Source organism: Halosaccharopolyspora lacisalsi (assembly GCF_014137975.1).
Lineage (GTDB): Bacteria > Actinomycetota > Actinomycetes > Mycobacteriales > Pseudonocardiaceae > Halosaccharopolyspora > Halosaccharopolyspora lacisalsi.
The window spans coordinates 154,428-175,842 of record NZ_JACGWZ010000003.1; the positions used below are offsets into that span (position 1 = coordinate 154,428).

Consider the following 21,415-nt stretch of genomic DNA (forward strand, 5'->3'; position numbering starts at 1 on the left):
GGAATGACAGGGCGTCTACCCTCAAGGTCAATCAGTCACCGCGCGCACGGGCGCTGGTGCTTTCCCGAGGTATCCATTCTCGGGGTGCATCCCTCGCTATGAATTGACTTCAACCCGTCGCGGGTGAAGATCGAGATCGGCGTACCCGATCGCGGTGACCGAGGCAGGAGTTGTCCACTCAGGCGGGTTCGCTTCGGCGGAGTCGAACGTCGAGTCGTAGCCGGTGTCGGGCCGCTAGCCAAGGGCCTGTCAGGCCGCGTTCCCGTACGGCATCAGCGGAGATGGTCGATGACCCGCAACGGGTTGCTGGAGCCTTCGTGGTTGCCGTGGTGGCGTGAGGCCGGAGGCGGCGTCACACCCGTTGAGCGGGTGATTTCTGGTGTGAGGCGACAGCAGGGTGTGCACCCGAGGATCGGAGTGGATGCGTCTGCGGGCGCGTATTTCGAACGTCATGCCCCGAGCGGTATCGGCAGGGTCACGTGAGTCGGATACCTCCACCGGGTGCGGCTGGTTTCGCGAGTCGGCGCCGACCCCCGATCGTGTCGCATGCCCCGTCGGGTTTCTTCGACACAGGGGCTGTTAGCACTACAAGGTCGCCCGTCTTCCCGACGGGCGGGCAATCCGCTGGGCCGCGTAGGAGGCGCGGATCCGGTCAGGAAGGACATTCGTGAGCAACACCGATCTGTTGAGCAGCGAGGCAGCCAATGGCGCCTCCCCGGCTGGCCAGCAGGAATCCGAGTCAACGAGCGCAGGAACCGCTGTGTCCGAATCTAATGGGACCCCACGTAAACGCGGTGGTCTTTCCGGCATGGTGCTGGCCGAACTGCGCCAGCTCGCTGGGGAACTGGGGATCGACACCAGCGGCATGCGCAAGGGTGATCTGATCTCCGCCATCAAACAACGTCAGAGCGAGTCGGGGGACGGGAACCAACAGCGTTCCTCCACTGCCAAGACACGGACGAGCCGTGGTCGCGGTGAGTCCGCGAAGTCTTCGGAATCCTCCGCCGAGCCCGAGGGCACTCAGGAGGCGCTCGTGCCGGAAACCGAGTCGAAGCCGACCCGGCAGGGCAAGCGGGCAGAAGCCGCGGCACCGGCCGAGGCCGAGGACGGCGGTACGAGTGATTCCTCCACCGCCAACGGGAGCGCGCCGACCCGCGGGCGTCCGCGTCGACAGGGTGGCGACTCCTCCGGGGAGGAGGACAATCGCCGCGGTGGCAACAACAACCGTCGTCGGCGCTCCTCGGGACGAGGGGGGCAGGACCAGAGCCAGGGTCAGGGCCAGGACCAGGACAACCGGGGTCAGGACAAGGACAACCGGGGCGGTCAGGACAAGGACAATCGCCGTCAGGACAACCGGGGCCAGGGCCAGGACAACCGGGGTCAGGACAAGGACAACCGGGGTCAGGGCCAGGACAACCGGGGCCAGGACGACTCCGACGACGACGGTCGTAACCGGCGCGGTCGCCGCTTCCGGGACCGCCGCCGCAACCGCGGCCGCAGCGAAGGCGGAGGGAACGAGCCCGAGGTGCGCGAGGACGACGTCCTCCTACCGGTCGCCGGGATCCTCGATGTGCTGGAGAACTACGCGTTCGTCCGCACCTCCGGCTACCTCGCGGGCCCCAACGACGTTTACGTATCGATGTCGCTGGTCCGCAAGTACGGGCTGCGCCGCGGTGACGCGCTCAAGGGCGTCATCCGCCAGCCGCGTGAGGGGGAGCAGCAGCGGCAGAAGTTCAATCCGCTGGTGCGTGTCGACGGCATCAACGGTCTGGATCCCGACGACGCCAAGCGGCGCGACGAGTTCCACAAGCTGACCCCGCTGTACCCGAACGAGCGCCTGCGGTTGGAGACGGAGCCGCAGCACATGACCAGTCGGGTCATCGATCTGGTGATGCCGATCGGCAAGGGACAGCGCGCACTTGTCGTCTCACCGCCGAAGGCGGGTAAGACGATGGTGCTGCAGTCCATCGCCAACTCGATCACCACGAACAACCCCGAGTGCCACCTGATGGTCGTGCTCGCCGACGAGCGCCCCGAAGAGGTCACCGACATGCAGCGCTCGGTCAAGGGTGAGGTCATCGCCTCCACCTTCGACCGGCCGCCGTCGGACCACACCACGGTCGCCGAACTGTCCATCGAGCGGGCCAAGCGACTGGTCGAGATGGGGCACGACGTCGTCGTGCTGCTGGACTCGATCACCCGGTTGGGGCGTGCCTACAACCTCTCGGCCCCGGCTTCGGGCCGGATCCTGTCCGGTGGTGTCGATTCCACCGCGCTGTACCCGCCGAAGCGCTTCCTCGGCGCCGCCCGCAACATCGAGAACGGCGGTTCGCTGACGATCGTCGCCACGGCGCTGGTCGAGACCGGGTCCACCATGGACACCGTGATCTTCGAGGAGTTCAAGGGCACCGGCAACGCCGAGCTGAAGTTGGACCGCAAGCTGGCCGACAAGCGGTTGTTCCCGGCCGTCGACGTCGACGCCTCCAGCACCCGCAAGGACGAGTTGCTGATGTCGTCGGACGAGCTCGCCGTCAACCACAAGCTGCGTCGGGTGCTGGCCGCCCTGGACACGCAGCAGGCCCTGGAGCTCGTGCAGGACCGGTTGCGCAAGTCCAAGACCAACATCGAGTTCCTGATGCAGGTCGCCAAGACGACACCGAACAAGGAAGAGGACTGACTCCTCCGGCTCGTTCGGTCTCGTGAACGTCGACGGTTTCGCGCGAACACCGCGTTCGCCGGGTTTCGCGCGAAACCGGATAACCCCCTGGCCGTCGTACAGGGGTTACGCAGGGCTGCCGCTTCGGGAATACCGCGGGGGTTGCCCTGCGTTGCAGGTCAGTAGCCTTGGTCTGGCAAAATGCAAGGCTGGAGTCCGGTTCCGGTTCACCTCCCGACACTTCCGGCGCGGGGGGACCCGGAGCCATGATGAGAGGACAAGGCGTTGAAGACCGGTATTCACCCCCAGTACGTGGACACCGAGGTGGTCTGCGACTGCGGAAACACCTTCAGCACGCGTAGCACCCGTTCCAGCGGCCAGATCCACGTGGAGGTCTGCTCGAACTGCCACCCGTTCTACACGGGCAAGCAGAAGATCCTGGACACCGGTGGCCGTGTCGCCCGCTTCGAGGCTCGCTACGGCCGTCGCCCCCAGAACGCGCGCTCCACGAAGTAGCCGAGCCACCGGCGCCCGTCCCGCGGGACGGGCGCCGGTGTGTCGTGGACACGGTGGATAACACCCGGCTCGGAAGGAAAGCAGGCCCGCACAGTGCAGACGTCGAAGCTCGAAGAACTACTCGCCGAGTACACCGAGCTGGAGGGGCGGCTGGCCGACCCCGACGTGCATGCCGACCAAGCGCGCGCACGCAAACTGGGACGGCGGTACGCCGCACTTACCCCGATCGTGCGAACGGCGCGGGAGCTCGAGCAGGCTCAGGCCGATCTGGCGACCGCGCGGGAGTTCGCGGAGGAGGACTCCGCGTTCACCGCCGAGGTCAGGGCGCTGGAGGAGGCCGTTCCGAGTCTGGAAGCCAAACTCGCCGAGCTGCTCGTGCCGCGTGATCCGCGTGACTCCACCGACGTGCTGGTCGAGATCAAGTCCGGCGCGGGCGGGGAGGAATCGGCGCTGTTCGCCGGTGACCTGCTACGGATGTACCTGCGCTTCGCCGAGCGGCAGGGCTGGAAGGTCGACGTTCTCGGTGCCGCGGAATCCGACCTGGGCGGCTACAAGGAAGTCACTCTCGCGGTCAAGGACAAGTCCGGCCAGGACCGGCCGGACGGCGTGTGGGCCTGGCTGAAGTACGAGGGCGGCGTCCACCGCGTGCAACGCGTGCCGGTCACCGAGTCCCAGGGGCGGGTGCACACCTCGGCCGCCGGGGTGCTGGTGTACCCCGAACCCGAGGAGGTCGAGGTCGAGCTCGACGAGAAGGACCTGCGCGTCGACGTCCACCGGTCGTCGGGGCCCGGAGGGCAGAGCGTGAACACCACGGACTCGGCCGTGCGGCTGACTCACCTGCCGACCGGAATCGTCGTGTCCTGCCAGAACGAGAAGTCGCAGTTGCAGAACAAGCTCCGCGCCACTCAGGTGCTGCGAGCTCGGCTACAGGCGATGGCCGAGGAGGAAGCCGAGCGGGAGGTCGCCGAGACCCGCCGCGGTCAGGTGCGGACGGTGGATCGTTCGGAGCGGGTGCGTACCTACAACTTCCCCGAGAACCGCATCTCCGACCACAGGATCAACTACAAGGCCTACAACCTCGACCACGTCCTCGACGGTGACCTCGACGGAGTGCTGGCGGCGTTGACCGCCGCCGACCGGCAGGAACAACTCGCCGTCGACTCCTGAGGAAACCGCTCGGCGGGGTCTCGGCGGTTCCGCCGCTTGCCGAGGTGAATCGTGAAAGGCCGTGGGCGCGTCCCTTTTCCGGTGCGAGGCCGTCCCGGGACGGCGAGCGGCCCTCTAAGCTTGCCCGCGTGAAACGACAACCGCTACGCCTGGCCATCCTGGAGGCCCAGCGTGTTCTGACCGCGGCCGGAGTGGCGAGCCCACGTACCGACGTCGAACTGCTGGCCGCCCACCTGCTCGGTGTGGAGCGCACCAAGTTGATGATGGTGCCCCTGGTGGACCCGCCCACCGTGGAGGCGCTGCACGAGCTGGTGCGCCGGCGCGCGGCGCACGTGCCGCTCCAGCACCTGACCGGTGAGGCCACGCTCGGCGGCGTCACGCTGTCCGTCGGACCGGGGGCGTTCGTTCCTCGTCCGGAGACCGAACTGCTGCTGGCATGGGGGCTGGCCACGCTCGAGGGGGTGGACGCTCCCGTGGTGGTGGACCTGTGCACGGGCACCGGAGCGCTGGCGTTGGCCGTGTCCAACGCGCGCCCCGACGCTTCGGTGCACGCCGTGGAAAAGGACCCGGAAGCCCTGGCGTGGGCGCGCCACAACGCCGACCGGCGGAGTCGTGCCGGCGAAACCCCGGTCGAGCTCCGGCTCGGAGACGTCGCCGACCCGACGTTGCTGAGGGAACTCGACGGAACCGTGGACCTCGTCGTGTGCAATCCCCCTTACGTTCCCGCGGGCACGCCGGTTCCCGTCGAAGTTCGCGACCACGATCCGCCCGAGGCCGTCTTCGCGGGGCGCGACGGCCTCGACGTGCTTCGTCACGTGGTGGGGTGTGCGGCACGACTCCTCGAGCCCGGCGGGGGAGTGGCGATCGAACACGACGACACGCACGGGGGGTCGGTCCCCGTGCTGCTGCGGTCCGGGCGGGTGTTCACCGCGATCGAGGAACACACCGATCTGGCGAGCCGTCCCCGTTTCGCCACGGCACGGCGGGCCGTGGACTGATCAGCGCTTGCCGTTGACGAACTCCCGAAGCAGCGCGTTGAACTCGTTGGGCCTTTCCCGGTTCGGCCAGTGCCCCGCACCGGAGATCACACGAAGCTTCGATCCCGGGATCGCTCCGGCGGCTTCCCGGGCCACCGACACGGGCACCACGGTGTCCCGCTCACCGTGAACGAGCATCGTCGGGCACCGCAGCCGCTCCAGTTGCGGAAGGTGGTTGACCTTCATGGCCCGGCGCCCGATCGCGTCCCGCTGCCAGTCGGTGAACACCGACTTCCTGTTGCGGATCTCCGCGTGAACCTCTCCGAGGACCTCTTCCATGCCGGGGACCTGGTCGGTGTCGGCCAGGACGCCGCGCGTGAGGAACGATCGCGTCAGCGACCGGTGCAGCCCGAGCGTCTTCGCCACCGCGCTGTCGACGAAGCGCGTCCGCGTCAGCAGATAATGGGCGAGGTGGTGGTGCATGCGGTGTTGCAGGCCACCGGCATCGACCAGCACCAGTCCCCGCACTCGGTGAGGGTGGCGCAGCGCGAACCCGGTGGCCACGCTCCCCCCCAGGGACAGGCCGACCAGGACGGCCTCGTGAACCCCCCACGTGTCCAGCAGCCAGCGCAGCACCTCCTCCAGGGTGCGCTGGTTCGCGCGTCCGCGCCATCCCGTGCTGCCGCCCTGGCCGGGCAGATCGGGGATGTAGACCCGGTGGTCGACCGCCAGCGTCGGGACCGCGTGCCGCCAGCTCAGCAACCCGTTGTCCACACCACCACCGTGTAGGAGAACGACCGCCGGGCCACCGGATCCGGCCCGGTGGTAGCGGATCTTCCCTGCCGGGAACTCGACGTGGTCGACCTCGACACCTTGCGGTGGGGCGGTCATTGATTCTCCTCGTGCTCGTGAGGGTTGCGATGTCCTGGTGCGATCATCGGCACCGGCGCCGGCTTTGCTACATCCGCGGTTGACGGGGAGGACGGCGACGTGGGGCGGGTTGCCGGATCAACAGGATATTCCGTGTCGAGCTCGAATGTGTGCCATTCGCATCCCACCGTGTCGGACGTGCAAGGATCGGGGCGTGAGCACGGTCTACGACTGCAATCGTCCGGACAGTAGGGACACGGGCCTGAGCACGGCCGCCAATGCGGTGCGAGCGGGCGGACTGGTGGTGTTGCCCACCGACACCGTCTACGGCATAGGCGCGGACGCCTTCGACTCCACCGCCGTGGGGTCGTTGCTGTCGGCCAAGGGGCGGGGCCGCGACATGCCGGTGCCGGTGCTGGTCGGCTCCTGGACCACCGTGGACGGCCTCGTTCTCTCGGTACCCCGGCAGGCGCGGGCGCTGATCGAGGCCTTCTGGCCCGGCGGTCTCTCGCTCGTACTGCCGCAGGCACCGTCACTGGCCTGGGACCTGGGGGACACCAGGGGAACCGTGAACCTGCGGATGCCCCTGCACCCGGTGGCGCTCGACCTGCTGCGCGATGTGGGTCCGATGGCGGTGTCGAGCGCCAACACCACCGGCAATCCCCCGGCCACCACCGCGGAGCAGGCGCGTGAGCAACTGGGTGATTCGGTGTCGGTGTATCTCGACGGCGGGCCGACCACCGACGCGGTGGCCTCGACCATCGTCGATCTCACCCAGGCCCGGCCGCGCGTCCTGCGCGAGGGCGCGATCGGTCATGCCGAGTTGACCGAGGTGCTCGGCGCCGAGCCCGACACCTGACGGCGCCCGGTGGTACCCGTGTGGGTGTCACTCGAACGGGTGGATTCTCGAACTTCGTTTCAGCTCGGCCTCTCGCGCGCCGATGCTTCTTTTGACGAGGGAGCGCCGGTCGTGGATCCGGGAACGACGATCGCGGCGCGTAAAAGGTGATGCGCGAGTGCGTGGACGGGAGACTGTACGTGACCCCCCGTGAGACGGGTGCCGGCGGCAAAACCTGAAAAGATCTTGAATGTCACGGACCGGTGTCAGCGCGCCACACGCCTGGCGATAGCGTGGGGCGGGGACGCGCACCGTGGACAGTCAAGAGGAGCACCGAACGTGAATATGCCGTTGTGGGGGCTGACCAGCGCTTCCGTGCCGTCCGTCGGCCCGCGCTGCTGAGTCGTCATCGTGGACGAAGCACCCGCGTGGGCGCCGGCCGGTCTGCCGGCACGAGAGTACTTACTCGTCCTGCTCACGGCCGCCGCGGTGACGTTCCTGCTCACCGGGCTCGTGAGGATGCTGGCCATCCGTTTCAAGGCGGTGGCCTACCCCCGGCGCCGTGACGTGCATCTCACGCCGATGCCCCGGATGGGCGGCGTGGCGATGTACGGCGGAGTGCTCGGCGGAATGTTCCTGGCCAGCAACCTGCCCGCGCTCTCGCGCAGTTTCGACTACTCCAATCACGCTCTGGCCGTGGTCATAGCCGGTGGCCTGATCACGGTGGTCGGGGCTCTCGACGACCGCTTCGAGCTGGACTCGCTGACCAAGCTCGCCGGACAGGTCACCTCGGCCGGGATTCTCGTGCTCATGGGCCTGCAGTGGTACGTGTTGCCCTGGGTCCAGACCAGCGACTCCAGTTCGGTGCTGGTACTGAGCACGAACCAGGGGCAGCTGCTGACGGTGCTGCTGACGGTGGCGATGGTCAACGCGATGAACTTCGTCGACGGGTTGGACGGGCTGGCCTCCGGGATCGGCCTCATCGCCGCGAGCGCGACCTGCGCCTTCTGCCTGGGCTTGCTGCAGGACCAGGGCGGAGACGTCAACGCTTACCCGCCCGCGCTGATCGCGGCGACCATCGCCGGGGGGTGCCTGGGCTTCCTGCCGTACAACTTCCAGCCCGCCCGGATCTTCATGGGCGACTCGGGATCGATGCTGATCGGGCTGATGCTGGCCGCGGCCAGCACCACCGCGGCGGGCAACGTGGACCCCACGCGCTTCGGCCCGCGGGACGCCCTGGGGCTGTTCTCGCCACTGCTGGTGGTGGTGGCCGTGCTGTTCGTGCCCCTGCTGGATCTGATCATGGCGGTCGTGCGGCGCACCCGCGCGGGCAAGAGCCCGTTCCACGCGGACAAGATGCACCTGCACCACCGACTGCTGGAGATCGGCCACTCGCAGCGCCGCGCGGTCCTGCTGATCTACCTGTGGGCCGGTGTGCTGGCCTTCGGTGCCGTCTCGCTCACCCTGTTCGACAACGTGGTGGCGGTATCCTGGGTGTTCGGGCTCGCCGTGTTGACGGCGGGCGTCATTTCGGCGATCCCGAGAATGAGGGCCAGATGAGCGATCCCGCCGACCTGCTCGATCAAGAGACGAAGAACACCACGGTGCGGCTCGCCCGCGCGATGGTGCGCCCGGCGATGACGGCGACCCTGCTGACCGGCGGCGTGGCCGTGGCGGTCGCCGCCGTCGTCGCCGGTGTGGAGGGGGTTCTCGGTGCCGTTTTCGGCACCCTGCTGGTGATCGGGTGCTGCTGGATCAACGTCGCCGTGATGCGTTGGATGGCGACCTCGGCGCCGCTGATGGTGATGGCCGCCGCTCTCGGCGGGTACTGCACCAAGTTCTCGATCCTGCTGACGTTGCTGCTCCTGCTGGCGGACACCACGCTGTTCGACATGGACTCGTTCGCCCTGGCCATCCTCGCCACGGTGGTCGCCTGGACGGCGGCCGAGGTCGTCGGCTTCACCCGCGCCCGTGTGCCCACTGTCATACCCGCGCGTGACGAAGCAGGGTGAGCAGGTGTTCAGCCCTTGCTCAACCGCCTGGTAACCTGCGGCTGCGATGGTGGATCCACCCGACAAAACCCCTGAACACGGCTCTGCTCAGCCGCACGAACGGGCTGATGCGTGGACCGCGTTGTCTTACATGCTGACCGGTCCGCTCTGCTACGGGTTGGTGGGATGGGGCCTGGACGAGTGGCTGGGAACAGTCCTGTTCCTGCCCCTCGGGCTCGTCGGGGGCGGGGCCGCCTCTGTGTACCTTATCTACGTCAGGTACGTTAAGTCCTGATCGTGAAGATTCCCTCGAAGGTGTGGTCTTCTCGTCGGTGCCTCGTCCTCGAGGCGTTGCACCGGTAAGGACTCGTAAACTTCGAGAGAACCGGAAGGAGCCCGGGTGAGCACACGCGTGCTGGCCGCTGGCGGTGGGGAGTTCCAGCCCCCCGGTACGAACAGCGTCATCTACCCGCCATTTGTGGCCGGTATCACCAAACCGATGGTACTGCTGGTTCTGTCTATCATCATCATCGGCGTCTTCTTCTGGCTCGCGCTGCGTAAGCCGTCGCTGGTGCCCGGCAAGACACAGTTCGCCGCCGAGAGCACGTACGACTTCGTGCGCAACACCATCGGCCGTGACATGATTTCAGGTAAGGACCTTCGTCCCTACCTTCCGCTCCTGGTTACCGTGTTCACCTTCGTACTGGTGAACAACGTCTACGGTTTCGTACCGTTCCTGCAGCTTCCGACCATGTCGAACCCCGGCATCCCCTACGGGATCGCACTGGTGGTCTGGTTGGTTTACAACGCCGCGGGGATGAGTCGCCACGGAGCGTTCGGCTACCTGAAACACCAGACTTCGCCTCCCGGTGTTCCCGTCGGGATCAAGCCGCTGGTGATTCCGCTGGAGTTCCTGTCGAACATCCTGGTGCGGCCGTTGACGTTGTCCCTGCGGCTGTTCGCCAATATGTTCGCGGGCCACCTCGTCCTGCTGGTCTTCATCATGGGTGGCGAGTACCTCCTGTTGCACGGTGGCGTGCTGGGAATGGTCGCCGGCCCGGTGGCTCTTGTGCTGAGCATCGTGCTGATGTTCTTCGAGCTGCTGATCCAGTTCCTGCAGGCCTACATCTTCACCATGCTCACCGCCAACTACATCGGCGGTGCGCTGGAAGAGGAGCACTGAGCAACCCGATCCGCGATCAACGCGGACCGAGTGAAAGGAAACATTCGTGCTGGAAGGCAACATCGCCATTCTCGGGTATGGCCTCTCGGCCATCGGCCCCGGCATCGGCATCGGCCTGATCTTCGCCGCCTACATCAACGGCACCGCTCGCCAGCCCGAGGCTCGCAGCGTGCTGCAGGGTATCGCCATTCTGGGCTTCGCTCTGGCCGAGGCGCTCGCGATCTTCGGCCTGGTGCTCGCCTTCGTCTTCATGTGACCTGAAGGGATACGCAAGGAGACATCTTGATGAACGAGAGCACCGCGGTACTGGCACAGGCGGGGCAACCGAACCCCCTGATGCCGCACCTCCCCGAGACGATCGTCGGTCTGATCTCTTTCGCGATCCTGTACTTCGTCGTGCACAAGTACGTCGTGCCGCGCTTCGAGAAGATCTACAAGGAGCGCAGCGAGCGGATCGAGGGCGGCATCGCCCGCGCCGAAGAGGCCCAGGCCGAAGCCCAGCGCACGCTGGAGCAGTACAAGTCCCAGCTGGCCGAGGCACGCGCCGAGGCGGCACGGATCCGCGACGACGCCCGCGCCGAGGGGCAGCAGATCGTCGAGGAGATGCGGACCCAGGCCCAGGCCGAATCCGACCGCATCATCAGCCAGGGGCAGGCTCAGCTTGCCGCCCAGCGGTCCCAGATCATCGCGGAGCTGCGCTCCGACCTGGGGCGGCAGGCCGTGGACCTGGCCGGTCGCGTGGTCGGGGAGTCCCTGGAGGACGAGGCCCGGCGTCGCGGCACCGTCGACCGCTTCCTGGACGAGCTGGAGGCGACCTCGGCTCCGGCGGCCGAGTCGACCAAAAGCTGACAGGTCCGGATGATGGGCACCATGGCGACTAACCCAGAGAGAAGGGTTGAGAGTTGAGTACCCTCGTGAACGCCGCGAGTCGTGACGCACTGGCAGCTACCGAGCTGCAACTGTTGCAGGCCACCGACGGTGCCGGACCCGCGGAGATCACCGGGCTCGCCGACGAGCTGTTCGAGGTGGCCGCGCTGCTGGGCAGCGAGTCCACGCTTCGGCGGACTCTCGCCGATGCCTCCACAGCTCCCGGGTCCAGGCAGGAGTTGGCCCGTGACCTGTTCGCGGACCGGCTCGGTGGCCGGGCGCTACCCGTGGTGCTCGAGGCGGTCGGAGCGCGGTGGTCCCATCCCACCGACATGGTCCACGGACTGGAGCGGCTGGGCCGCACCGCGCTGCTGGTGCAGGCCGAGCGCTCCGGCCGGTTGGACGCTGTGGAGGACGAACTGTTCCGGTTGGGGCGCATCATCGGTGGCCGCCCCGACCTGGAACGGTTGCTGTCGGATCCGGCCGGCGACCCCGAGGGCAAGGCCGTCGTGGTCACCGACCTCGTCGAGGACAAGGTCGAGTCGGTGACCAGGGACCTGGTTCGCCAGCTGGTGGCCCACTCCCGCGGCCGGCACGTCAGCGAGGGACTGGAAGAGCTCGCCGAGATGTCGGCGCGTCGGCGGGAACGGTCGGTGGCCCACGTCCGCTCGGCCCTGCCGCTCACCGATGAGCAACAGCAGCGGCTGTCCGCGGCGTTGCAGCGGATCTACTCGCGACCGATCGCGGTCCACCTCGAGGTGGACCCCGAGGTCGGCGGTGGACTCGTGATTCGGGTCGGTGACGAGATCATCGACGGCAGCACGGCCGGACGTCTGCAAGCCCTGCGGGGCTCCCTGGGCGACTGACCCGGGGCGACCGGCAGCGGCCCGACCGGCCGCACTCCTACTCCCTGAACAACGAACCGAGAGCAGGAACGAGACATGGCGGAGCTGACGATCTCGTCGGACGAGATCCGCAGTGCGATCGAGAAATACGTCTCCAGTTACTCTCCGGAGGTCAGCCGCGAGGAGGTCGGGGTCGTCACCGATACCGGTGACGGCATCGCCCATGTCGAGGGTCTGCCTTCGGTCATGACCGAGGAGCTGCTGGAGTTCCCCGGCGGCATCTACGGCGTCGCGATGAACCTCGAGGCGAACTCGCTGGGTGTGGTCATCCTGGGTGAGGCCGACCTCATCGAGGAGGGCCAGGAGGTCCGGCGCACCGGCAAGGTCTCCTCCGTGCCGGTGGGCGACGGCTTCCTGGGCCGCGTGGTCAACCCGGTGGGCGAGCCCATCGACGGGATCGGCGACATCTCCTCCGAGGACAACCGTCCCCTGGAGCTGCAGGCCGCCTCGGTGGTCCAGCGCCAAGGGGTCAACGAACCGCTGCAGACCGGTATCAAGGCCATCGACTCGATGACCCCGATCGGTCGCGGTCAGCGTCAGCTGATCATCGGTGACCGCAAGACCGGCAAGACCACGATCGCGCTCGACACGATCATCAACCAGAAGGACAACTGGGACAGCGGGGACCCGGAGAAGCAGGTCCGCTGCATCTACGTTGCCATCGGCCAGAAGGGCTCCACCATCGCGAGCGCGAAGCGCTCGCTGGAGGAGGCCGGAGCGATGGACTACACGACCATCGTGGCCGCACCCGCCGCCGACTCGCCCGGTCTGAAGTGGCTGGCCCCCTACGCCGGCTCGGCCATCGGCCAGCACTGGATGTACCAGGGCAAGCACGTCCTGATCGTCTTCGACGACCTGACCAAGCAGGCCGACGCCTACCGCGCGATCTCGCTGCTGCTGCGGCGTCCGCCGGGGCGCGAGGCCTACCCGGGTGACGTCTTCTACCTGCACTCCCGGCTGCTGGAGCGTTGCGCGAAGCTGCACGACGACCTGGGCGGTGGCTCGATGACCGGCCTGCCGATCATCGAGACGAAGGCCAACGACGTCTCGGCCTACATCCCGACCAACGTCATCTCCATCACCGACGGGCAGTGCTTCCTGCAGTCCGACCTGTTCAACTCGGGTCAGCGTCCCGCCATCGACGTCGGTACCTCGGTGTCCCGCGTGGGTGGTTCGGCGCAGATCAAGGCGATGAAGAAGGTCACCGGTTCGCTGAAGATCGACCTGGCCCAGTTCCGCGAGCTGGAGGCGTTCTCCGCCTTCGCCTCCGATCTCGACGCGGCCTCGAAGGCCCAGCTCGACCGCGGTGCGCGGTTGATGGAGGTCCTCAAGCAGGGCGAGGGTCAGCCGCTGCCGGTCCAGGAAGAGGTCGTCTCGCTGTACCTGGGCACCAAGGGCCACCTGGACTCGCTCCCCACCGAGGAGGTGCGCCGGTTCGAGACGGAGTTCCTGGACTACATGCGTCGCAACCACGAGACCGTGCTGACCGACATCGTGGAGTCCAGGCAGCTCTCCGACGACGGGGAGAAGGTCGTCGTCGACGCGGTGGACGAGTTCAAGAAGCAGTTCAACGTCTCGAAGGACTCCGGGTCCGCCCCGGTGGAGTCGCACGAAGAGGCCCTCGACGCCGACAGCGTCGGTCAGGAGACGGTGCAGGTCAACCGTCCCGCGTCGGACAACGAGAAGTGACCGGATAGCCATGGCTCAGCTTCGCGAACTACGCGACAGGATCCGATCGGTCAAGTCGACCAGGAAGATCACCAAGGCGCAGGAGCTCATCGCCACCTCGCGCATCATGAAGGCGCAGGCCAGGGTGGAGGCCTCGCGCCCCTACGCGGACGAGATCGTGCGGGTGTTGTCCTCCCTGGCCGAGGCGAGTCCGCTCACCCACCCGCTGCTGCAGGAGCGCGCCAACCCCAAGCGGGCCGGGGTGCTGGTGGTCACCAGCGACCGCGGTTTCTGCGGCGGGTACAACGCCAATGTGCTGCGGGCGGCCGAGGAGTTGCAGAACCTGCTCCGCTCGGAGGGCAAGACCCCCGCGCTGTACGTGATCGGTCGCAAGGGCAAGGAGTACTACCGGTTCCGCAACCGGGAGGTCGAGCGCAGCTGGACCGGGTTCACCAACCGCCCGGAGTACTCCGACGCGGCCGACGTCGGTGAGACCATGGTCAAGGCGTTCATGGCCGGTGCCGACGACTACCTCGACGAGTCGGGAGGGGACGGGGTCCTCGGCGTCGACGAGCTCCATCTCGTGCACACCGACTTCGTGTCCATGCTCACCCAGAAGCCCACCGTCCGGCGGATCGCTCCGCTGGCGGTGGAGTACAAGGAGCAGGAAGCGGGCACGCTGCGTCCGGCCTACGCCTTCGAGCCGGACGCGCAGACCCTGTTTCGGGCACTGCTTCCGAAATACATCAATACCCGCCTGTTCGCCGGGTTGCTGGACTCGGCTGCCTCCGAGCACGCCGCTCGTCGTACCGCCATGAAGGCGGCCACGGACAACGCGGACGAGATCGTGGAGAACCTCAGCCGCCAGGCAAACCGGGCCCGTCAGGCCCAGATCACCCAGGAAATCAGCGAGATCGTCGGTGGTGTCGAGGCGCTCTCGTCTGCAGGAAGTGAGTGACATGACTGCTACTGCCACTAGCACGGCTACTGGCACCGGCCGCGTCGTCCGGGTTCTCGGTCCGGTTGTGGACGTCGAGTTCCCGCGCGGTGAGATGCCGGACCTCAACAACGCGCTGACCGTCGAGATCACCGCCGAGGCCATGGAGAACACGGTGACTCTCGAAGTCGCCCACCACCTCGGCGACAACGTCGTGCGGACCATCGCCATGCAGCCCACCCAGGGGCTGGTGCGGGGCGTGTCGGTCTCCGACAGCGGGGCGCCGATCTCGGTGCCGGTCGGTGACGCCGTCAAGGGCCACGTGTTCAACGCGCTCGGTCACTGCCTCGACGAGCCCGGTTACGGTGCGGACCTGGACCGGTGGAGCATCCACCGCAACCCGCCGTCGTTCTCCACGCTCGAGGGCAAGACCGAGCTGCTGGAAACCGGGATCAAGGTCATCGACCTGCTCACCCCGTACGTCCAGGGCGGCAAGATCGGCCTGTTCGGCGGTGCCGGTGTCGGCAAGACGGTGCTCATCCAGGAGATGATCCGCCGTGTCGCCAAGAACTTCGGCGGGACCTCGGTGTTCGCCGGTGTCGGCGAGCGCACCCGTGAGGGCAACGACCTCTGGACCGAGATGTCGGAGTCCGGCGTGCTGGACGACACCGCCCTGGTGTTCGGCCAGATGGACGAGCCGCCGGGCACCCGTATGCGGGTGGCCCTGTCGGGTCTGACGATGGCGGAGTACTTCCGCGACGTCGACAACCAGGACGTGCTGCTGTTCATCGACAACATCTTCCGGTTCACCCAGGCCGGCCAGGAGGTCTCCACGCTGCTGGGCCGGATGCCCTCGGCCGTGGGTTACCAGCCGACGCTGGCCGACGAGATGGGTGCCCTGCAGGAGCGGATCACCTCCACGCAGGGCCGGTCGATCACCTCGATGCAGGCGATCTACGTCCCGGCCGACGACTACACCGACCCGGCCCCGGCGACGACCTTCGCCCACCTGGACGCGACCACGGAGCTTTCCCGCGCGATCACCCAGAAGGGCATCTACCCGGCCGTGGACCCGTTGACCTCCACGTCCAACATCCTGGAGCCGGGCATCGTCGGCAACGAGCACTACAGGGTGGCCCAGCAGGTCAAGCAACTCCTGCAGAAGTACAAGGAGCTCCAGGACATCATCGCCATCCTCGGTATGGACGAGTTGTCCGAGGAGGACAAGGTGACGGTGTACCGCGCCCGGAGGATCGAGCGCTACCTGTCGCAGAACTTCTACGTGGCCAAGCAGTTCACCGGCCAGGAGGGCTCCTTCGTGCCGCTGAAGGAGACCGTCGAGGCCTTCGACAAGCTCTGCAACGGCGACTTCGACCACTACCCGGAGCAGGCCTTCCTGTCCATCGGTGGTCTCGACGACCTGGAGCAGGCTTACAAGAAGTACGCCGAGCAGTGAGCTGATCGGCTTTTGAGCGGCCGGAGCCCGTGCGGGTTCCGGCCGCGCTCGCCGGTGGATGTGCCCGAAAGGGTCATGTCCGCCCCGGTCCGCGACAGCGCCAGTCGCCGAGTGGATAGACTGGCTGAACGCACCCGACGAAGGAGACGCGCGTGGCCAACATGACCGTCGAGCTGGTCGCTGTCGAGCGCCGCCTGTGGTCCGGTGAAGCGACAGCCATGGTGGCTCAGACGACCGAAGGTGAGATCGGGCTCATGCCCGGGCACGAACCGATGCTCGGACAGCTGATCGAGGGTGGCGTCGTCACGATCACCACGAGCGAGGGGGCAACCGTGACGGCTGCCGTGCACGGTGGTTTCCTGTCCGTGGACAACCGTGGGGTCAGTATCCTGGCGGAGACGGCCGAGCTCGCCCAGGAGATCGACATCGCTCAGGCTCGCCGTGAAGCCGAGGAGAGCGACGAGCAGACTCGAGCACGGGGAATGAGCCGTCTGCGGGTGGCCGGACAGACGACCTGATCTTTTTTCCGCGCGGATGGAGTCTCCGATCGTGTGGTCCACCGCACTCGTAGGGCTGGTGGTGCTCGCGGGTGCGGTGGTTGTGCTGTTCGCCGCACGAAGGTTGCGGCAGTTGCGCGCGGGCGGCATAGACGTGGCCTTGCGTGTCCACCAGGACGGCCGTGCGCGAGGCTGGCATCTGGGGATCGCTCGCTACCGCGGTGAGGAGTTCGTGTGGTACCGGGCGCTGGGGCTGGGTTCCGGGCCGAACTGGGTGCTCGATCGCAGTAACGTCGAGATCGTGGGACGGCGCAGCCCGTCGAACGCGGAAACCTACACGATGCCGGTGCGATCGATGGTGCTGCATCTGAGCTGTCGAGGTGGCGACGTCGAGGTGGCCATGGGCCCGGATGCGCTGACCGGTTTCCTCTCCTGGCTGGAATCCGCCCCGCCCGGAGCCTCCGTACCCTGGGCTTCCTGACGCGCTTTCGCGCGACATCGTCGCTCCTCGAGGCCCCCGCGGTCGCGCAGTGGTCACGTGAGGTGCTCCGCACGGACCCCGTGGAGCAGCCGCAGGAAAAGCGGAGTGAGCGGGCAGTGGCGGGTGTCCGAGGGGACAGCCGCGTGAACGCGCCGGAACAGGTTCGGTTCCGTCATCGGTTGGTGGACCGTCCCGGCAGCGTGCGTCAACGCGAGACGAGGAACGAACGTCACCGCGACTCCTGCCGAGACGATCGCCTGGGCCACGGCGTAGGACTCCGATTCGAACGGAACGTTCGCAGCGATGCCCTCGGCCGCGGCGACGGCGTCGAGTTGACGGCGATTCGGCAGGTTGGCGGCGGCGCTCGCCCACGGATCATCCGCGAACTCGCGCAACCGGAGTTCACCGGTGCGGGCCTTCGGGTGTTCGTCGGGCATGACCGCGTGGATCGGATCATCGACCAGGTGAACGTGCTCGACACCGGGCGGTTGTTCGAGCGGTTCGGCGTACTCGCCCACGATCGCCAGGTCCAGTTCTCCCTCCGCGACGAGAGCGGATCCCTCGGTCGGCCCCAGGTCGACCACGGATAGTTCCGCGCTCGGGTGGTGGTGACGCAGGGCGGTGAGCGCCTCGGGCATGAGCCCCAGTCCTGCTGTGGGGAAGGCCCCCAGGCGGAGGCGGCCACGGTGCTCTCCGAGGTACTCGTGAACATCCTCGGAGGCAGCGGCGAGGCTTCGGGCCATCGTGTCCGCGTGTGCGGCGAGTCGTACGCCCAAGGGAGTGAGCCGTACGCCCTGCGGGAGGCGTATCACCAGCTGAGTGCCCACCTCCTCCTCCAGGCGGGTGAGCTGTTGTGAGACGGCGGGCGGGGTCCGCCCGGTGTGGCCGTGCCGTCCGCGTGACGCTGCCGAAGTCGCGGATGAGCCGAAGCAACAGCAGGCGGGATTCGTCCAAGGCCATAAAGCGAAACTTTAGTCCCCGTAGTGAGCGGTAACTGGACCTGAAGTGGTGAGCACGAGGAGACTGGACGCGTGGTTGATTCGTCCGCTGCTCGCAGCTCCCCCATCGGTATCGGGCCCGAACCCATCGACAGCGTCGACGCGCGCTGGGCGCTGGGGAGTTATACCGCGGAGCTGGACGAGCGCTTCCAGGAGGGCTTCGACGCGAACCGCGCCGCGCCACCGGAATCCGGTGACTTCGTGCCGCCTCGCGGGGTCTTCCTGCTGGTGCGCGCGGAGGGCACCGTCGCCGGTTGCGGTGCGCTGCGCACCGAGCAGGACGGTACGGCGGAGATCCGCCGGATGTGGATATCATCGACGCTGCGCGGCCGCGGAGCGGGGCGGAGGCTGCTGTGGGCGTTGGAGGACCACGCGCGTCGGTACGGCTGTCACAGGGTGCGGTTGGACACCGCGGCCGAGCTGGACGAGGCCAGGTCGCTGTACGCCTCGGCGGGCTACGTCGAGATCCCCGCCTACAACGACAACGCCTACGCCGGGCACTGGTTCGAGAAATCCCTGGAGTGACGCGTCCGGGGCGGCGGTCGGACGTCGGCGTCCCGCTCCCGCACGGCGATCCCGTCCGCCGGTCTAGGGTGTGATCATGCGAATCGTGGTCGCCACCTATGATCACCCCGACGCGCGCAAGCTCGTCGACGAGGTCCAGCAGGAGTACGTCGTGCGCTACGGCCACGAGGACGAGACTCCGGTCGACGTCGACGAGTTCACGGGTTCGAACGGTTTGTTCCTGCTCGGCTACCGGGGCGGGCGGGCCGTGGCCTGCGGTGCCTGGCGTGCCTGCGGCAGCGACGACCCGGAATTCCGGGACGGTGACGCCGAGCTCAAGCGCATGTACGTCGTTCCGGCCGCGCGGGGACTCGGTCTGGCCCGTCAGGTGCTCGCGGAACTGGAGCGCACGGCCGCCGAGGCCGGACGCGCTCGCCTCGTGCTGGAGACGGGGCTGGCCCAGCCGGAGGCCATCGGCCTCTACACCTCCTCCGGTTACCACGAGATCCCGAAGTTCGGCGTGTACTCCGCCGAGCCGGAGAGCCGCTGTTTCGCCAAGAGGCTCTGAACCTCCACGCACCGTGCCTGCGTACGGACTTTTCGTGAAAGTCTTTCTTGACCGGTGCACCCCTCCGTGCTGGGATCCTGCTCCAGCGATGGCCATAGCTGCTGGAGGTGGCTTGCATGTCGGAGGGAATCAGTCGGCGCACGTTCGTGGCGGGTACGGGGATGACGGCGGCCGGGTGGGCCGTCGCGTCGGCAGCGAGCTTCGCGCCCGTGACGGCGGCCGAGTCCCGCGGCGAACCCGTGGTCGTGGAGTCGCCGGACGGGAAGGTGCGGCTGCTGTTCCGAGTGGCCGACGGCAGGCCGCAGTACTCCGTCAGTCGGGCGGGGCGCACGGCGCTGTCCTGGTCGGCGATGGGGTTCGAGCTCGGCGACGGAGCGGTGCTGGGCGAGGGGATGAAGCTGGCGGGCGTGCACCGCGACGAGCTCGACGAGACCTGGCAGCCGGTGTGGGGCGCGCGGGCCGAGGTGCGCAGCCACTGCAACCGCGCGGTGCTGCGGCTCCGGAAACCCGGTCAGGGTGGTGAGCTCGCCGTGGAGTTCCGCGTCTTCGACGACGGCCTCGGTTTCCGCTACCTCTTCGGCGCGGAGGCGGGCGAGTTCGACGTTCTGGACGAGCTCACGGAGTTCCGCTTCACCGACGACCACACGGCCTGGTCGATCCCGGGCAACTACGACTCCTACGAGTACCTCCACACCGAGACGCCCCTGACCGGTATCGGCGGCCTGGCCGACTGGCAGGAGCCCCGCGACGATCCGGGGCAGCGGCTCGGCACCGCGGCGACGCCGCTGACCGTCAAGGTCGCCGAGGACCTGTACCTGGCCCTGCACGAGGCGGCGCTCCACGACTTCCCCGAGATGACCCTGGCCAAGATCGACGGTGGTCCTCAGCTGCGCAGCGCGCTGGCACCGCTGAAGAACAAGGGACGGACCAAGGCGCACCTCGGTGGTCCCTTCGCCACCCCGTGGCGGACGTTCGTGCTGGCCGAGCACCCCGGTGACCTCATCGAGTCGCACCTGGTGCTCAACCTCAACGAGCCCTGCGCCATCGAGGACACGTCCTGGATCAGGCCCGCCACCTACGTCGGCGTGTGGTGGAGCATCCACAAGGGGCGCAACACCTGGGCACCCGGTCCGGATCTCGGTGCCACCACCGAGAACGTCATGCGCTACATGGACTTCGCCGCCGAGAACGGTGCTTCCTACGTGCTGGCCGAAGGCTGGAACAAGGGCTGGACGGACGGGGAGGGGGAGGACTTCGACAACCGGCAGGACTTCCTCACCCCGAACCCCCAGTTCGATCTGCGGCGCGTCGTCGAGTACGGACGTGAGCGGGGCGTCGAGTTCCTGGCGCACAACGAGACCGGCGGCGGCGTCGACAACTACGAGAAGCAGCTCGACAGGGCCTTCGCCAAGTACGAGCGGCTCGGGCTCCCCGGCGTCAAGACCGGCTACGCCGGCGTGATCGAGCCGCACTACCACCACGACCAGTGGATGGTCCGGCACTACCAGCGGGTCGTCGAGAAGGCGGCCGAGCACCGCCTGATGATCAACGCTCACGAGCCGATCAAGGGAACGGGCATCGAGCGCACCTATCCGAACTTCGTGTCCAGGGAAGGTGTCAAGGGCCAGGAGTACGAGGCGTGGTCGCGCGGGAACCCGCCGGAGCACACCGTGACGCTGCCGTTCACGCGGATGCTGGCGGGGCCGCTGGACTACACCCCCGGGATCTTCGACATCACCTGGTTCCCGCCGCAGTCACCGGAGGACCCGCACGGTGCGGACAACGACCGCACGCGGGTGCACACCACGCGAGCGCACCAGATCGCGCTGTATCCGGTGCTGCTCAGCGGGGTTCAGATGCTCGCCGACGTGCCGGAGAACTACCGGGGAGCTCCCGAGTTCGAGTTCCTCCGGTCCGTGCCCGCCACGTGGGACGAGACCCGGGTGGTCGACGGCGCCATCGGTGACTACGTCAGCGTGGCGCGTCGCAGCGGCCGTGAGTGGTACGTGGGAACCCTCACCGACGAGCGGGCGCGCACGGTCGAAGTGCCGCTGGACTTCCTCGGTGAAGGCACCTACGTGGCGCACTGCTACACCGATGCACCGGACACGGACCTGGAATCGAATCCCAACGCCGTGGCGACCAGCCGCCGGCTCGTCGACGCGTCGACGACGGTGCACGCGGAGATGACCAACGGCAGCGGGCACTCCATGCGGATCGTGCCCGCCACGGATGACGACGAGAGCGAGTCGGACAACCACTCGAGGTGACAGCATCGCGGAGTGAACGGGCCGTTCGGGCTGCTCCCACCGCCAGAACGTCCCGTTCAGCTCGCG

At 67.6% G+C, this 21,415-nt stretch carries 21 protein-coding genes; 19 read left to right on the top strand and 2 right to left on the bottom strand.

Annotated features, from left to right (window positions below; translation table 11 throughout):
- Positions 1-667 precede the first annotated feature (667 nt).
- The 4 genes from rho (at position 668) to prmC (ending at position 5,337) form a co-directional block, all read left to right on the top strand.
- Positions 668-2,677 carry a transcription termination factor Rho gene (gene rho / locus FHX42_RS12235; protein WP_182544401.1) on the top strand — a complete coding sequence of 670 codons (2,010 nt, stop codon included), beginning with the start codon at positions 668-670 and terminating at the stop codon, positions 2,675-2,677.
- A gap of 264 nt (positions 2,678-2,941) precedes the next feature.
- Complete coding sequence (gene rpmE / locus FHX42_RS12240; RefSeq protein WP_182544402.1) at positions 2,942-3,172, top strand: 50S ribosomal protein L31; 231 nt, start codon at positions 2,942-2,944, stop codon at positions 3,170-3,172.
- 93 nt (positions 3,173-3,265) lie between these two features.
- Positions 3,266-4,339: a peptide chain release factor 1 gene (prfA, locus tag FHX42_RS12245; RefSeq protein WP_182544403.1), complete on the top strand. Its 1,074-nt coding sequence runs from the start codon at positions 3,266-3,268 to the stop codon at positions 4,337-4,339.
- 128 nt (positions 4,340-4,467) lie between these two features.
- Positions 4,468-5,337 carry a peptide chain release factor N(5)-glutamine methyltransferase gene (gene prmC, locus FHX42_RS12250; protein WP_182544404.1) on the top strand — a complete coding sequence of 290 codons (870 nt, stop codon included), beginning with the start codon at positions 4,468-4,470 and terminating at the stop codon, positions 5,335-5,337.
- Here the strand turns inward: prmC and FHX42_RS12255 are convergent, their stop codons facing one another.
- Positions 5,338-6,207, bottom strand: coding sequence for an alpha/beta fold hydrolase (locus FHX42_RS12255; protein WP_182544405.1), 870 nt, complete (start codon positions 6,205-6,207; stop codon positions 5,338-5,340).
- A gap of 193 nt (positions 6,208-6,400) precedes the next feature.
- Here FHX42_RS12255 and FHX42_RS12260 point away from each other — a divergent pair, with 193 nt between their 5' ends.
- The 12 genes from FHX42_RS12260 (at position 6,401) to FHX42_RS12315 (ending at position 17,009) form a co-directional block, all read left to right on the top strand.
- Positions 6,401-7,045: an L-threonylcarbamoyladenylate synthase gene (locus FHX42_RS12260; protein WP_182544406.1), complete on the top strand. Its 645-nt coding sequence runs from the start codon at positions 6,401-6,403 to the stop codon at positions 7,043-7,045.
- A gap of 390 nt (positions 7,046-7,435) precedes the next feature.
- Positions 7,436-8,584 (top strand): glycosyltransferase family 4 protein, encoded by a 1,149-nt coding sequence (locus tag FHX42_RS12265; RefSeq protein ID WP_182544407.1) that lies wholly within the window; start codon positions 7,436-7,438, stop codon positions 8,582-8,584.
- Complete coding sequence (locus tag FHX42_RS12270) at positions 8,581-9,036, top strand: hypothetical protein (RefSeq protein ID WP_182544408.1); 456 nt, start codon at positions 8,581-8,583, stop codon at positions 9,034-9,036. Before FHX42_RS12265 ends, FHX42_RS12270 begins: the two co-directional genes overlap by 4 nt.
- A 379-nt stretch (positions 9,037-9,415) precedes the next feature.
- Positions 9,416-10,198 carry a F0F1 ATP synthase subunit A gene (gene atpB / locus FHX42_RS12275; RefSeq protein WP_328796074.1) on the top strand — a complete coding sequence of 261 codons (783 nt, stop codon included), beginning with the start codon at positions 9,416-9,418 and terminating at the stop codon, positions 10,196-10,198.
- Positions 10,199-10,244: 46 nt separating this feature from the next.
- Complete coding sequence (gene atpE / locus FHX42_RS12280) at positions 10,245-10,454, top strand: ATP synthase F0 subunit C (RefSeq protein WP_328796075.1); 210 nt, start codon at positions 10,245-10,247, stop codon at positions 10,452-10,454.
- Positions 10,455-10,483: 29 nt separating this feature from the next.
- Complete coding sequence (locus FHX42_RS12285) at positions 10,484-11,047, top strand: F0F1 ATP synthase subunit B (RefSeq protein ID WP_182544409.1); 564 nt, start codon at positions 10,484-10,486, stop codon at positions 11,045-11,047.
- Between the two features lie 53 nt (positions 11,048-11,100).
- On the top strand, positions 11,101-11,931 hold the full coding sequence (locus FHX42_RS12290) for a F0F1 ATP synthase subunit delta (RefSeq protein ID WP_182544410.1): 831 nt from the start codon (positions 11,101-11,103) through the stop codon (positions 11,929-11,931).
- Positions 11,932-12,006: 75 nt separating this feature from the next.
- Positions 12,007-13,659, top strand: coding sequence for a F0F1 ATP synthase subunit alpha (gene atpA / locus FHX42_RS12295; protein WP_182544411.1), 1,653 nt, complete (start codon positions 12,007-12,009; stop codon positions 13,657-13,659).
- 10 nt (positions 13,660-13,669) lie between these two features.
- Entirely contained in the window at positions 13,670-14,596 is a 927-nt protein-coding gene (locus tag FHX42_RS12300; RefSeq protein WP_182544412.1) for a F0F1 ATP synthase subunit gamma, read from the top strand.
- Between the two features lies 1 nt (position 14,597).
- Positions 14,598-16,031: a F0F1 ATP synthase subunit beta gene (gene atpD / locus FHX42_RS12305; protein ID WP_182544413.1), complete on the top strand. Its 1,434-nt coding sequence runs from the start codon at positions 14,598-14,600 to the stop codon at positions 16,029-16,031.
- A gap of 152 nt (positions 16,032-16,183) precedes the next feature.
- Positions 16,184-16,549, top strand: a complete 366-nt coding sequence (locus FHX42_RS12310) for a F0F1 ATP synthase subunit epsilon (RefSeq protein ID WP_182544414.1) — start codon at positions 16,184-16,186, stop codon at positions 16,547-16,549.
- Positions 16,550-16,580: 31 nt separating this feature from the next.
- Positions 16,581-17,009, top strand: a complete 429-nt coding sequence (locus FHX42_RS12315) for a DUF2550 domain-containing protein (RefSeq protein WP_328796076.1) — start codon at positions 16,581-16,583, stop codon at positions 17,007-17,009.
- A gap of 53 nt (positions 17,010-17,062) precedes the next feature.
- Here the strand turns inward: FHX42_RS12315 and FHX42_RS12320 are convergent, their stop codons facing one another.
- Positions 17,063-17,836 (bottom strand): LysR substrate-binding domain-containing protein, encoded by a 774-nt coding sequence (locus FHX42_RS12320; protein ID WP_328796077.1) that lies wholly within the window; start codon positions 17,834-17,836, stop codon positions 17,063-17,065.
- Between the two features lie 204 nt (positions 17,837-18,040).
- Here FHX42_RS12320 and FHX42_RS12325 point away from each other — a divergent pair, with 204 nt between their 5' ends.
- From FHX42_RS12325 to FHX42_RS12335, 3 genes are all read left to right on the top strand, one after another.
- Positions 18,041-18,532, top strand: coding sequence for a GNAT family N-acetyltransferase (locus tag FHX42_RS12325; protein WP_182544416.1), 492 nt, complete (start codon positions 18,041-18,043; stop codon positions 18,530-18,532).
- 76 nt (positions 18,533-18,608) lie between these two features.
- Entirely contained in the window at positions 18,609-19,079 is a 471-nt protein-coding gene (locus FHX42_RS12330) for a GNAT family N-acetyltransferase (RefSeq protein WP_182544417.1), read from the top strand.
- 116 nt (positions 19,080-19,195) lie between these two features.
- The gene (locus FHX42_RS12335; protein WP_182544418.1) at positions 19,196-21,349 is read left to right on the top strand and encodes a glycoside hydrolase family 97 protein; all 2,154 of its coding nucleotides are present in this window, start codon (positions 19,196-19,198) and stop codon (positions 21,347-21,349) included.
- The last annotated feature ends 66 nt before the right edge of the window (positions 21,350-21,415 follow it).